10 protein-coding genes and 1 pseudogene are annotated in these 13181 nt (G+C 70.9%); 5 read left to right on the forward strand and 6 right to left on the reverse strand.

Annotation, left to right across the window (positions count from 1 at the left end; genetic code table 11):
* On the reverse strand, positions 1–485 hold a 485-nt coding region (locus ACWC5C_RS00005; RefSeq protein ID WP_450872195.1), incomplete at its 3' end, for an ABC transporter ATP-binding protein.
* A gap of 512 nt (positions 486–997) precedes the next feature.
* The gene (locus ACWC5C_RS00010; protein WP_450872197.1) at positions 998–1420 is read right to left on the reverse strand and encodes a MarR family winged helix-turn-helix transcriptional regulator; all 423 of its coding nucleotides are present in this window, start codon (positions 1418–1420) and stop codon (positions 998–1000) included.
* 90 nt (positions 1421–1510) lie between these two features.
* Between ACWC5C_RS00010 and ACWC5C_RS00015 the strand changes: the two genes are divergently transcribed.
* On the forward strand, positions 1511–2530 hold the full coding sequence (locus tag ACWC5C_RS00015) for an NADP-dependent oxidoreductase (protein ID WP_450872199.1): 1020 nt from the start codon (positions 1511–1513) through the stop codon (positions 2528–2530).
* Positions 2531–2658: 128 nt separating this feature from the next.
* Here the strand turns inward: ACWC5C_RS00015 and tnpA are convergent.
* Positions 2659–3074, reverse strand: a pseudogene (gene tnpA / locus ACWC5C_RS00020) (IS200/IS605 family transposase).
* Positions 3075–3097: 23 nt separating this feature from the next.
* Between tnpA and ACWC5C_RS00025 the strand changes: the two are divergent.
* Positions 3098–4324 (forward strand): RNA-guided endonuclease InsQ/TnpB family protein, encoded by a 1227-nt coding sequence (locus tag ACWC5C_RS00025; protein WP_450873199.1) that lies wholly within the window; start codon positions 3098–3100, stop codon positions 4322–4324.
* Between the two features lie 13 nt (positions 4325–4337).
* Here ACWC5C_RS00025 and ACWC5C_RS00030 read toward each other — a convergent pair whose 3' ends face one another.
* Entirely contained in the window at positions 4338–5759 is a 1422-nt protein-coding gene (locus tag ACWC5C_RS00030) for a glycoside hydrolase family 30 protein (RefSeq protein WP_450872200.1), read from the reverse strand.
* 128 nt (positions 5760–5887) lie between these two features.
* On the opposite strand from ACWC5C_RS00030, the gene ACWC5C_RS00035 reads away from it, so the two are divergent.
* The 3 genes from ACWC5C_RS00035 to ACWC5C_RS00045 all read left to right on the forward strand — a co-directional run bounded on the left by ACWC5C_RS00035 (position 5888) and on the right by ACWC5C_RS00045 (position 10619).
* A complete protein-coding gene (locus ACWC5C_RS00035) occupies positions 5888–6859 on the forward strand; it encodes an arabinan endo-1,5-alpha-L-arabinosidase (RefSeq protein ID WP_450872202.1) in 972 nt (323 codons plus the stop codon).
* A 107-nt stretch (positions 6860–6966) separates the two neighbouring features.
* Positions 6967–8475, forward strand: coding sequence for an arabinosylfuranosidase ArfA (gene arfA, locus ACWC5C_RS00040; protein WP_450872203.1), 1509 nt, complete (start codon positions 6967–6969; stop codon positions 8473–8475).
* A gap of 68 nt (positions 8476–8543) precedes the next feature.
* Entirely contained in the window at positions 8544–10619 is a 2076-nt protein-coding gene (locus ACWC5C_RS00045) for an FUSC family protein (RefSeq protein WP_450872205.1), read from the forward strand.
* Positions 10620–10649: 30 nt separating this feature from the next.
* Here the strand turns inward: ACWC5C_RS00045 and ACWC5C_RS00050 are convergent, their stop codons facing one another.
* The gene (locus ACWC5C_RS00050; RefSeq protein ID WP_450872207.1) at positions 10650–12014 is read right to left on the reverse strand and encodes a GntP family transporter; all 1365 of its coding nucleotides are present in this window, start codon (positions 12012–12014) and stop codon (positions 10650–10652) included.
* Complete coding sequence (locus ACWC5C_RS00055; protein WP_450872208.1) at positions 12011–12952, reverse strand: NAD(P)-dependent oxidoreductase; 942 nt, start codon at positions 12950–12952, stop codon at positions 12011–12013. Before ACWC5C_RS00055 ends, ACWC5C_RS00050 begins: the two co-directional genes overlap by 4 nt.
* Positions 12953–13181 lie beyond the last annotated feature (229 nt).

The raw sequence follows: 13181 nt of genomic DNA on the forward strand, positions 1-13181 counted from the left end.
ATGATGCGGGGGTTGCCGACCAGGGTCATGGCGATGTCGAGGCGGCGTTTCATGCCGCCGGAGTAGGTGGCGGCGGGCTTGGATCCGGCCTCGACGAGGTCGAAGCGCTGCAGGAGTTCTGCGGTGACGCGGCGGCCCTCGCGCTGGGAGAGGTGGTGGAGGTCGGCCATGAGGAGCACGTTCTCCTCGCCGGTGATCAGGCCGTCGACGGCGGAGAACTGTCCGGTGACGCCGATGGCGGCGCGGACCGCCTGCGGGTTGGTGGCCAGGTCGTGGCCGCCGACCCGCAGATCACCGGCGTCGGCGGTGACGAGGGTGGAGAGGATCTTGACGGCGGTGGTCTTGCCCGCGCCGTTCGGGCCGAGCAGGGAGAAGATCGTTCCCTCGGGGACGGCCAGGTCGATGCCGTCGAGGACCTTCTTCTCGCCGTAGGACTTGCGCAGCCCTCTGGCCGCGATGGCGAGGGCGTTCGATGTCGTCGTCATGGGGCATAGCGTGCGACGCGGCGGGTTCAGCCCGGTTTCAGCCCGCTTTCAGCGCCCAGAAACCGAGGATGCCGCCCGAGGCGCTCGGCGGAGCCCTGGCGGCTTCGGGGGCGCCCCTGGAAGCGGGCCGCAGCGGAGCCCCGCGGGGCCCGGGGCGGAGCCCCGATGGGACCGGGGGCTTGCTCCGCCGTGTGGCGGGGCCGCGTATCGGTGCTGCGGGGCGGAGTCCCCGGAACGCGTGATGTCCGGGGTGCGGCTGGGCGGGTGGTGCCGATGTGGGTGAGGCTGGTCAGCCAGGGTGCGGTGCTGAGTGACCCGCTGGTGCCCTCCCGTTCGTACGCCTCGCGCACGGCGGGCCGGGACAGGGCGTTGAGCCGCTGCCGTGGGTCCGGGGCGGGGCCCCGGTGGGGGCCGGGGCTTGCTCCGGTGCGTGGCGGGGCCGCGTATCGGAGCTGCGGGGCGGAGTCCCCGGAACGGGCCCGGGCGGAGCCACGGAGCGGGGGGGGCCGGGGCTACGCGCCCAGCATCCGTTGCAGCAGGTCCCGCAGCACCGTCCGCTCGTCCGCCGACAGCCCCGCCAGCGGCTCGCGGGCGAAGTCCAGGGAGCCGCGCAGGCGCGCGGCGGTCTCGCGGCCCGTCTCGGTCGCGGCGGCGAGCTTCACGCGGCGGTCGGCGGGGTCGAGGCGGCGCTCGGCGAGGCCACGGGACTCCAGCCGGTCCACGATCCCCGTGACGTTCGACGGCTCGCACTTGAGCTGCTGCGCTATCCGCCGCATCGGCGTCGGCCCCCGGGAGAGCAGGCCCAGGACGCGGGCCTGGGCGCCGGTCAGGGCGTGCTTGGCGGCGGCCTCCTCGTACTCCTCGTGATAACGGGCCACGATGGTGCCGATCAGCTCGACGACCTCGAGGGTCAGCGGGTCGATGGTGGACGTCATGCCCCTCAGGTTACCCGTTTACTTGACAACATGAAATATCGAGGCACATGATTGTTTCAGGTAGTGAAGTAATTAAGAGGAGGCACCCCCATGTCGGCGATCCCCGCCACCGGCCGTGAATGGCACCTCGTCGCCCGCCCCCAGGGCTGGCCGAAGCCGGAGGACTTCGCGCTGCGCGAGGTCCCGGTGGCCGAGCCGGGTCCGGGCCAGGTGCTCGTCCGCAACCTGTACATGTCGGTGGACCCGTACATGCGCGGGCGGATGAACGACGTGAAGTCGTACGTGCCGCCGTTCCAGCTGGACCAGCCGATGGAGGGCGGCGCGGTCGGCACGGTGATCGCCTCGAACGCGGAGGGTGTCGCGGTCGGCGACCACGTCCTGCACTTCGCGGGCTGGCGCGAGTACGCCGTGGTGGACGGCAAGCGCGCGGTGAAGGTGGACCCGGAGATCGCCCCGCTCACCGCGTACCTCGGGGTGCTCGGGATGACGGGCCTCACCGCCTACTCGGGGCTGCTGGAGGTCGCGTCGTTCAAGGAGGGCGACGCGGTGTTCGTGTCCGGCGCGGCGGGCGCGGTCGGCAGTGAGGTCGGCCAGATCGCCAAGCTCAAGGGCGCCTCGCGGGTCATCGGCAGCGCGGGCTCGGACGAGAAGGTGCGGCTGCTGATCGAGGAGTACGGCTTCGACGCGGCGTTCAACTACAAGAACGGCCCGGTCGCCGAGCAGCTGAAGGAGGCCGCCCCCGACGGCATCGACGTCTACTTCGACAACGTCGGCGGCGACCACCTGGAGGCCGCCCTCAGCAGCCTCAAGGTGCACGGCCGCATCACCATCTGCGGCATGATCGCGCAGTACAACGTGACCGAGCCGCCCGCCGCCCCGCGCAACCTCGCGCTCATCATCGGCAAGCGGCTGCGCATGCAGGGCATGCTGGTCAACGACCACAACCACCTCCAGCCGCAGTTCTTCGAGGAGGTCGGCGCCTGGGTGCGGGACGGCAAGCTGCGTTACCGCGAGACCATCGTCAAGGGCGTGGAGAACGGGGCGGACGCGTTCCTCGGCATGCTCCGTGGCGAGAACATCGGCAAGATGATCGTCGCCTTCGAGGACTGAGCCCGTGGTGCCCCGGCCGCCGCGCCGGGGCACCGGCTTGTGAAAGCCCCTTACCCATCATCTTGCGTGAAAGCCTCGGCCTTCAGGCCGGGAATGAAACGCATCTCTGGACTGCTCTGACTTGGAGGTCAGAGCAGACGTTGTTGCTGCTCGATGTGTTGGCGGATGATCGTCAGCGGCGCGCCTCCGCAGGAGGCGGAGAAGCGGGACGGCGACCATAGGTGTCCGTGCATGACGGCGCGGTTCATGGCTCCGGTGTACTCGCGCCACAGGTAGCGGGCGGAGACGCCCTTGAGACCGTTGACCAGCTTGGAGACAGCAACCTTCGGCGGGTAGTGCGCCAGCAGGTGCACGTGATCGCGTTCGCCGTTGAACTCCCTCAGGTCCGCCTCGAAGTCCTGGCACACGTTCCGCATGATCTTTCGCAGCGTGTCAGCATCTCATCGGTGAACACTCCACGCCGGTACTTGGTCACAAAGACCGTGTGAACATGCATCGCTGAAACCATATGCCTGTCATGGCGACATTCGTCCTCGCCGTCCATGAGACGGCAATATGTTCGTGTTCGTGCAGCTCCGCTACAACTACAGGGTCTACCCGGACGCCCCGCAGCGCCGCGCGCTGGCGCGCGCGTTCGGGTGTGCGCGTGTGGTGTGGAACGACTGCCTGCGTGACCGGCAGGAAGCACCTGCGGCGAGGCTGCCGTATGTGACGTCGGCTGAGCTGTCTCGGCGTCGCATCACCCAGGCCAAGCGCACACCCGAGCGTGCCTGGCTGGCCGAGGTGTCGGCGGTCGCGCTTCAGCAGTCGCTGCGGGACTTGGATACCGCCTACAGGAACTTCTTCGACTCCCTCAACGGCAGACGCAAAGGCCGCAAGGTCGCGCCACCTCGGTACAAGTCGAAAAAGGACACCCGGCAGTCCATCCGCCTGACCGCCGGCGCCTTCTCTCTCCAGGGCAACGGCACGGTGTATGTGGCCAAGGTCGGCAACATCAAGGTCACCTGGTCCAGGCCACTTCCAGCCGCACCCACCTCTGTGACGGTCACCAAGGACTGCGCGGGCCGGTACTTCATGAGCTTCGTAGTGGACACCGAACCCGACATCCTTCCCGAGGTCGATACCGAAGTCGGCATCGACCTGGGCCTGTCCACCTTCGCCGTCCTCTCCGACGGCACCCGCATCCACTCCCCGAAGTTCCTGCGCCGCGCCGAGAAGAAGCTCAAACGGTTGCAGAAGGATCTCTCCCGCAAGGCCAGGGGGTCGAAGAACCAGGCCAAGGCTCGTACCCGGGTCGCGCGGCAGCACGCCCGGGTGGCAGACCGGCGCCGGGACTGGCACCACAAGGCATCCACACAGATCATCCGCGACAACCAAGCGGTGTATGTGGAAGACCTCGCGGTGTCCGGCCTCGCACGCACCCGGCTGGCCAAGTCCGTCCACGACGCCGGATGGTCGGCGTTTGTGAACATGCTGGAGTACAAGGCGGTCAAGCACGGCAGGTACTTCGGCAAGATCGGACGGTTCGAGCCGACCTCGCAAGTCTGCTCCGAGTGCGGAGTTAAGGACGGCCCCAAGCCCCTCCACGTCCGCCAATGGACGTGTGCAGGGTGCGGGACTGTCCACGACCGCGACGACAACGCCTCCCGGAACACCCTGGCCGCCGGACGGGCGGACAGGCTAAACGCCTCGCAGAGCGCAGGTAAGACCAGGACGAAAGTCCCGGCACAGCGCGTTGAAGCAGGAAGCCACCCAGACGGTCACCCGACCGTGGCAGGAACCCCCGGACTTTAGGTCGGGGAGCACGTCAAGGCAGGACCACCGTCGTCAACGCGCGCGGCGGAAGGTCCACATCCACCGCACCACCCCGCACCACCGCCCGGCCGACCCGGCTCAGCGAGTGCGTCTCATCGGTCCGGTAGACCGAACCAACGCCACGCCCGCCGCCGCTCACCGCGAAGTCCGTACGGACCGCCTCCCGGCCCGTGTTGAGGATCTCCAGCACCCGGCCCCCGTCCCGGTTGCGGAAGGCCGTCACCTTCACGCCGTCCGCCTCGGCCGCCCCGGCCGACGCCGCGACCCGTACCGCCCCCGGCCGTACGAAGCGGCTGTACGCGGCGAGCGCCCACAGCCGCTTCGAGACGTGGTAGTCCGCGCCGTCGAGCTGGATCATGCCCCGCGTCGCGCCGATCGAGGCGCCGAACCAGTACACGTACGCGCTCGCCCCCGCGTCCGCGAGCGTCGTGTGGATCGCCTCGGCGACGGCCAGACCGTCGTACCCGCTGCCGTCGTCCCACGCCTCGTTCCACGTCGTGCCGTTGGGGCTCCATTCGGACATCCAGGTGCGCCGGGCCGTCGGCAGTGGCTGGTCCGAGGGCGTGACGTACGGATGGCCGGTGTGCGTGCGCACGTGGCGCGCCGCCTCCGGGTCCGCCTCGATCGCCGCGCTGTACTCGGCCTGCTGCTTCCATCCGGCCGCGTCGCAGCACACCAGGTCGATCCCGGCGCGCCGGACCGCCGGGCCGACCGCCTTCACGGTCTCGGCCGCCTCCTTGGGCGTGAACTGCATGGAGGCGTACGAGGTGGCGAGATCCGGCTCGTTGGTGAAGCCGAGGTCGGTGATCCGGATGCCCTCCTGGCGGTAGAACTTCGCGTACTGCACGAGGTAGTTCGCGTACGCGCGCCGCCATTCCGGCTTGAGGGTGCCGCCGTTGGCGTCCGTCCCGTTGGTCTTCATGTAGCCGGGCGCGCTCCAGGCGTCGGCGTAGAAGCGCTGGACGCCGTACCGTTTCGCCTCCTTGGCCAGCCACACCTGGCCGCCGTCCTCGCCGTCCCACTCGTAGCGCGGCGGGGCGTCCGGGCCGCCCGGGTCGGTGGGCTGGATGGACTTCATGTGGTCGTAGACCTCGTCCGACGACGAGCCGATGCCCAGCCGCAGGATGCTGAGCCCCGCGCCGGTGCGCCGGTTCAGCAGCAGATCCAGCACCTCCCGCTGGTGCTCGGGGGTGAGCCCGCCCGCGCCGCGCATCAGATCGGCGCGCTGAAAGGCTTCCGAGAAACCGAAGCCATCGATCGGCTGGAGAGGTCTTCCGAAATCCGCGCCGGGGGTGGAAGGTTGCTCAGCGGCGGAGGCGGCGGAGGCGGCGGAGGCGGCGGCGGACGGCATGGCCAGAGGGATCAGGGCGGCGGCGAGTGCGCCGACGAGAGCGGTACGGATCGTCTTGATCACGAAAACTTCCCTTCCCAGGCTCCGAAAACTTCCGGAACGTTTCCGTAACGTCGGCCGCACGCTAGAGGCGGCCCCACCCCCGGTCAAGAGAGCGAACACCGCACGGCAGATGAGAGGAGAACCGCCGGATGAGAACCCGTCGCGGCACCAGATGGCTCGCCCTGCCCGCCGCGCTCCTGCTCGCGTTACTCCCGACCAGCGCCTCCGCCTACCCCAATCCGGGCCGGGTGACGGGCGACATCACCGTCCACGACCCGACGATGCTGCGCGCCGCCGACGGCACCTATCTGCTCTACTCCACCCACGGCGGTCTGGAGGCCCGCACCTCCACCGACCGGATCGCCTTCAGCCGCTCCGGGAACGCCTTCAACTCCCCGCCGTCCTGGTGGAAGACGTACTCCTCGGGCAACGACCCCTGGGCGCCGGACATCTCGTACCACGGTGGCAAGTACCTGATGTACTACGCCGTCTCGTCCTTCGGCTCCAGCAACTCCGCCATCGGCTTCGCCACCTCACCGAGCGGCAAGGCGGGCACCTGGACCGACTACGGCATCGTCCACTCCACCACCGGCAGCAGCAACTACAACGCCATCGACCCCAACCTCTTCGTCGACGGCGACGGGAAGTGGTGGCTGTCCTTCGGCTCGTGGTGGTCGGGGCTGAAGATGATCCGGCTCGACCCCGCCACCGGCAAGAGTTACGCGGGCGACAGGACCGTCTACGGCATCGCCTCCCGGCCCACCGGCACCAAGGCGGTCGAGGGGCCGTCCGTCGTCAAGCGCAACGGCTACTACTACCTGTTCGCGTCGTACGACACCTGCTGCGCGGGCACCAGCTCCACGTACAAGATCAAGGTCGGCCGCGCCACCCAGCCCACCGGGCCGTACTACGACAGGAACGGCGTCAGCATGATGAACAACGGCGGCTCACCGGTCCTGGAGTCCCACGGCCGCTACATCGGCCCCGGCGGTCAGTCGATCATGAGCGACACCGACGGTGACCTGCTCGTCTACCACTACTACGACGGCCAGGCGAGCGGCACCGCCAAGCTCGGCGTCAACCTGCTGAGCTGGAGCGGCGGCTGGCCGACCGCCTATTGATCAGCGCGCGGCGGGGGCGTTGACGCGCGCGCGGCCAGCTCTTACCGTCACGTTCGGATATGCGACCCCTATCCGGCATATCGAACGGACAGTAGAGAGGCGCCGCCATGCCGTCGACCGCCCCCGCCCGGTTCACCCTCGACCCCGCCTTCGCCGTCGGCGATGTCGACCCCCGTCTCTTCGGCTCGTTCGTCGAACACCTCGGCCGCTGCGTCTACACCGGCATCTACGAGCCCGGCCACCCCGCCGCCGACGAGGCCGGGCTGCGCACCGACGTCCTCGCCCTCATCCGTGAACTCGGGGTTACCGCGCTCCGCTACCCCGGCGGCAACTTCGTCTCCGGCTACAAGTGGGAGGACGGCACAGGGCCCGCCGAGGAGCGCCCCCGCCGCCTCGACCTCGCCTGGCGTTCGACCGAGACCAACCGCTTCGGGCTCTCCGAGTACATCGACTTCGTCCGCAAGGTCGGCGGCGAGCCCATGATGGCGCTCAACCTCGGCACGCGCGGTGTCGCCGAGGCCCTTGAGCTGCAGGAATACGCCAACCACCGGTCCGGCACCACGCTGTCCGACCGGCGCATCGGCCACGGCGACAAGGACCCGTACGGCATCCGGCTGTGGTGTCTGGGCAACGAGATGGACGGCCCCTGGCAGACCGGCCACAAGACCGCGGAGGAGTACGGACGGCTGGCCGCCGAGACCGCCCGCGCGATGCGCCAGATCGACCCGGACGTCGAACTCGTCGCCTGCGGCAGCTCCAACCAGGGCATGGCGACCTTCGCCGCCTGGGAGGCCACCGTCCTCCAGCACTCCTACGAGCTGGTCGACTACATCTCCCTGCACGCCTACTACGAGGAGCGCGGCGGCGACCGCGACTCCTTCCTCGCCTCCGCCGTCGACATGGAGTCCTTCATCGAGAACGTGGTCGCCACCTGCGACCACGTGGGCGCCCGGCTCAAGTCGAAGAAGAAGATCAACCTCTCCTTCGACGAGTGGAACGTCTGGTACCAGGACCGCTTCCACGCCGCCGAGCCGCCCAATTGGGACGAGGCGCCACGGCTGCTGGAGGACAACTACTCCGTCACCGACGCCGTCGTCTTCGGCTCGCTGCTCATCGCGCTGCTGCGCCACGCCGACCGGGTGACGGTCGCCTGCCTCGCCCAGCTCGTCAACGTCATCGCCCCGATCATGACCGAACCGGGCGGTCCGGCCTGGCGCCAGACCACCTTCTTCCCCTTCGCCCAGGCCTCGGCGTACGGGCGCGGCCGGGTGCTCCAGGTCGCCGTCGACAGTCCGGCGCACGAGACGGCGAAGTACGGCGAGGTGCCGCTGCTGCACGCCACGGCCGTACGGAACGAGGAGACCGGCGAGGTCACCGTCTTCGCCGTCAACCGCGACCAGCACCGGCCGCTGCCGCTGGAGGTGGCGCTGCACGGTCTCGCGCTCGGTCGGGTCGTCGAGCACAGCGTCCTCGCCGACGCCGACCCGGAGGCCCGTAACACCCTCACCGACCCCGAGCGCGTCGCCCCGCATGCGGGCGAGGGCACGGTGCTGGCGGACGGTGTGCTGAGCGCCACGCTGGAGCCGATGTCGTGGAACGTGATCCGTTTGGGGTGAGCGGCGGGTTATTTGTATGATGCACCTATATGGATGTGGTGCGCGAGATACAGGGATGGACATCAGCGATGGGCCGCAGCTTCCGGGCGGCCCTCACCATGGAACGCGTTCTCTCTGAGCCCGGCGCGATCGTACGGGCGGTCCTGGCGGTCGTCGCCGCGGCGGTGATCGGCGGGCTGACCGGCGATCCGCTGGCCTGGGTCATGCTGTCGGTGGGCGCCTTCATCTGCGGCATCGGCACCCTGCTGGCGCCGGTCCGGCACCGGGCGGTGAACGCGTTCTGGATGGGCGCGGGCTTCACACTCGCCGCCCTCGCCGGTGTCTGGCTGCACCAGGCGGGCTGGTGGTTCCTGATCGCCCTCGCGGCGCTCGCGTATCTGGCCGGTCTGTGGCGGGCGCTGGGCGTGGCGCCCGGCATCCGCGCCTGCCTCGTCGTCATCGGCTGCATGATCACCGCCGATCTCGCCGCCACGGTCGAGGCGGGGCTGGTGATGGTGCGCTGGATGGCCGCGGGCGCGGCCCTCACCTTCGCCGCCCAGCTGCTGCCCCCGTACGGGCGGCGCCACCCCGCGCAGCGCAAGGCGCTGGCCACGCTCTACGGCTCGCTCGCGGCGCACGCACGCGGCGGGGCGGATGGCGGTTACCCCGCCCCGGCACCCTTCACCGCCGCCCGCCGGGCCCTGGACCTGCTGCCGCGCTTCGCCCGCCCCGGCGCGGCGCCCCTGTACGGACTGCTCGTCGAGGCCGAACGCATCCGGCGCGCCCTGCTGCTCGCGCCCGACACCCCGAAGGTGCCCCGCGAGGAGATCGCCGAAGCGCTCGACTCCGTGGCCCGCACCCTGCGCACCTCCCACCGGGAACCCCTCGCGCCGCACGCCGTACGGACCCTGGAGGCCTGGCACGGCGCGATGGCCGAGGACCTGCTGCCGTCACTGAACGAGGCCGGGCGACTCGTCGCCCTCTGGGCCGACCGGGAGCGCCCCGAAGGCCCGCACCCCGTCCTGGACCTGTTCCCCGCCGAGCACCCCACCCGGGCCGGGCTCCGGCGGCTGTGGGGCGCGGCGCGGCCCGGTGATCCGCTGTTCGCGCACGCCCTCCGCGTCGCCATCGGCACCACGGCGGGTGAGGCGGCGGGCCGTGCCCTCGGCGACTTCTGGGGCCACGGCCTGCCCGGACACGGCTTCTGGGCGGCGCTCACCACCATGCTGGTGCTGTTCCCCGACTACGGGCACACCTTCGCCCGAGGCTGGGCCCGCCCCATCGGCTCGATCCTCGGTGGCCTCGCCGCCTGGGCCGCCCTGCTGCCCGCCTGGTGGACGCCGGACCGGCTGGTCGTCGCCGCGGTGGTGCTCGCCGCGTGCGTCTTCCTCACCCTGCGCGTCGGCCAGTTGGCGCTGAACTTCTTCATCACCGCCTGGCTCGTCGTCCTCATCACCCGCCTGGGCAAGGCCTCCGACCTCATCGCCTGGGGCCGTCCGGCCGATACCCTTCTCGGCGCCCTGATCGGGCTCCTGGTCTTCACCGTCCTGCCCACGTACCACCACGACCGGCTGTCCTCCCTGGTCGCCGCGTGGACGGACGTCCAGCGGCGGCTGCTGAACGCCCTGGTCGGCGGGTTGACCGAGCCCGGGGTGGTACGGCACGAGGACATCGACGCCCTGCGCTCCCGCAGCCGTCACACCCGGGAGCGCCTGGAGGCCGCGGTCGCCGCCGTCCGTCATGAACCGCGCGGCCACCGCGCCCGCTGGAGCGCCGCCGAGATCACGTCCATCCAGCGGTCGATCGCGGACCTCAACCGGTGCGCCTCGCAGCTGTACGCCGCGCAGCCGCACCGCGAGGCCGACGCCGTGCCGGAGGCCGCCGAGATCGCCGCCCTCTTCGACGACCAGCTGACGGCCCTCGCCGACGCCCTCGACCGGGGCGCCCCGATCCCGGCCGCCACCCTCCGGGCGTCCTTCGACGATTCGGCCCGGCGCGGTGGCCTCACCGACCTCGCCGACCACCGCTCCCCGGACGGCATCGCCCACGCCCGGGCCCGCGCCCTGACCCTCTGTCTGCGCACGGCCCTGGCCGTCGACACCTTCGCCACCGGGCTGTCGTCCTCCCCGGCCGCCGAGCGCTCGTCGTACGCCATGGCCCGCTAGCGGGCGGACGCGGCCCGGCCCCGGCCTCCCTCAGACCACCAGCCACAGGGCGCTGGTCAGCAGGAAGCCGACCGTGCCCATCGCCGTCGTGAGGACGGTCCAGGTGCGGAGGGCGTCGCCGACTTCCAGGCCCACCAGCTTGGTGAACATCCAGTAGCCCGCGTCGTTGATGTGCGACAGCGACAGTCCGCCCGCGCCCATCGCCAGGCAGATCAGGGCCAGTTGCTGCGGGGAGAGGTCCGTGCGCTGGAGCAGCGGGTTGATCAGACCGGCCGTCGTCACCAGGGCGACCGTCGTGGAGCCCTGCACCGCGCGCAGCAGGGCCGTCATCGCGAAGGCCAGCGCCAGGAGGGGGAGTCCGGTGCGGTCCAGGACGTCGGCCACGGCATCGCCGATGCCGGTCTTCACCAGCACCTTGCCGAAGACACCGCCCGCGCCCGCCACCAGGATCACCATCGCCACGCCCGGCAGCGCCGACCCCATCACCTCGGAGACGCGCGCGCCCGACCAGCCGCGGCGTATGCCCAGGAAGTAGGCGCTCAGCGCGGCCGCGACGAGCAGGGCGACCATGGGGGCGCCGAGGACGGTCAGCACGGCGCGGAGGGTCGAGCCCTCGGCGAGGGCGTTCTCGGCGATGGTGCCGAGCAGGATGAGGGCGATGGGGGTGACGATGAGGTTGAGGATCATGCCGAAGGAGGGCGGATTCTCGACGCTCGCCACGTCCTTGTCGCTGCCGGAATCGCTTCCGAGGACCTTCTCGCGCACATCGGCCGTCATCGCGTACGTACGCCGCGTCATGCGCTTGGCCAGCAGATAGCCGATCGCGATCACGACCGCCGTCACCGGTATGCCGAACAGCAGCACCCAGCCCTGGTCCGCCCCGATCGTCGTCGCGGCGGCCACCGCGCCCGGGTGGGGCGGCAGGAAGGCGTGCACCGTGAGCATCGCCGCGCCCATGGGGAGGGCGTAGACGAGCAGCGGCTTACGGGACGCCCGGGCCACCCCGTACACGATCGGCATCAGGATGATCAGCCCGACCTCGAAGAAGACCGGGATACCGAGCAGAAAACCGGCGGCCGTGAGCGCGAGCGGGGTGCGCTTCTCGCCGAAGCGCTCCATCAGCGAATGCGCCAGGGAGGCGGCGCCGCCGGAGAGTTCGATGATCCGGCCGATCATCGCGCCGAGGGCGATGATGGTGGCGATGTGGCCGAGCGTCGAGCCCATGCCCTCTTCGATGGTGGTGACGAGGTCGGCGGCCGGGACGCCCGCGGTGAGGGCCACCGCGATGCTCACGACGAGCAGCGCCACGAAGGGCTGGACCTTCGCCTTGATGATCAGCACCAGCAGGAGGGCGACTCCGGCGGCGGCGACGAGGAGCAGCGAGTTGTGGCTCATTGTCCGGCTCCCTCAGGAGTGTTGGGGGCCTTGGGGGCCTCGGGGGAGAGGACGGTGACGATGGACGAGTCGTCGCGCGCGGCGAGCCCGGCCCGTTCGCCCAGCAGATACAGCTGCTCGGCGGCCGAGGCCAGCGGCACCGGGACGTGTGCGTCCTTCGCGATGCCGGTCACGATGCCCATGTCCTTGACGAAGATGTCCAGCCGCGACCGCACCTCGACCGCGTCCGCCGCCTCCTCGTAGACCTGCGCCATACGCGGCCCCCGGTCGGCGAACATGAACGACCCCGCCGCGCCCTGGCTCAGGCTGTCGATGACCGTCCGCGGATCCAGATCGAGCCCGCGCGCGAGCGCCACGGCCTCGGCGGCCGCCGCGATGTGCACTCCGGCGAGGAGCTGATTGATGGCCTTGAGCGCCTGACCGTCGCCGGGCTTGTCGCCGATGACGGTGAGCGTGGACGCGAGGCGGTCCAGTACGGGGCGCGCCGTCGCGAGGGCGTCGGGCTCGGCACCGACGACGATCAGCAGGTCGCCGTTCCCGGCCCGCGTCGGCCCACCGCTGACGGGCGCGTCCACGAGCCGTACGCCGCGCTCGGCGAGCGCGGCGGCCGTCGCCCGGGCCGCGACCGGCCCCACGGTGCTGGTGAGGATGACGACGGCCCCGGCGCGCAGCGCGCCCGCCGCGCCGGTCTCGCCGAACAGCGCGCTGTCGACCTGGGCCTGATCCCGCACGGCGAGCAGCACGACATCCGCGCCCCGCGCGGCCTCGGCCGGAGTGACGGCTTCGTCGGCCCCCGCCGCGACGGCGGCGGCCCGCCGCTCGGCGGCGATGTCGAACACGGTGACGGGGAAGTCCCCGGCCGCGAGGTGCTGCGCCATGGGAAGCCCCATGGCCCCTAGGCCGAGGACGGCGGTGCGGGGGGAAGTGGCAGAAGGCATAGGTGTTCCTGTGAGAGTGGGTGTGGGTGTGGGTGTGGGTGTGTTGTTGTGGCGCGGCCGGTGGGCTTGATCCCCCACCCCGCCCCTTCCCGAGCCAAGGGCTCCCCCCTGGACCCCGAGTGGGGCGGGCCCGTTGCCCGGGTGTCGGCGCCACGGTTGGTGGCGCCGGGCGTGGCCTACGAGGGCCAGGCAGTTGTTGGGTCCGCCGGACTGGTTGCCCGGCCGGGGC

It is taken from the genome of Streptomyces sp. NPDC001700 (assembly GCF_053596435.1).

Excerpts from the sequence above, each read along its gene's own strand:
- ACWC5C_RS00045 (WP_450872205.1), top strand. The coding sequence starts at position 8,544 with ATGGGCCGCAGCTTCCGGGCGGCCCTCACCATGGAACGCGTTCTCTCT.
- ACWC5C_RS00015 (WP_450872199.1), top strand. The coding sequence starts at position 1,511 with ATGTCGGCGATCCCCGCCACCGGCCGTGAATGGCACCTCGTCGCCCGC.
- ACWC5C_RS00055 (WP_450872208.1), bottom strand. The coding sequence starts at position 12,952 with ATGCCTTCTGCCACTTCCCCCCGCACCGCCGTCCTCGGCCTAGGGGCC.
- ACWC5C_RS00010 (WP_450872197.1), bottom strand. The coding sequence starts at position 1,420 with ATGACGTCCACCATCGACCCGCTGACCCTCGAGGTCGTCGAGCTGATC.
- ACWC5C_RS00050 (WP_450872207.1), bottom strand. The coding sequence starts at position 12,014 with ATGAGCCACAACTCGCTGCTCCTCGTCGCCGCCGCCGGAGTCGCCCTC.
- ACWC5C_RS00035 (WP_450872202.1), top strand. The coding sequence starts at position 5,888 with ATGAGAACCCGTCGCGGCACCAGATGGCTCGCCCTGCCCGCCGCGCTC.
- arfA (WP_450872203.1), top strand. The coding sequence starts at position 6,967 with ATGCCGTCGACCGCCCCCGCCCGGTTCACCCTCGACCCCGCCTTCGCC.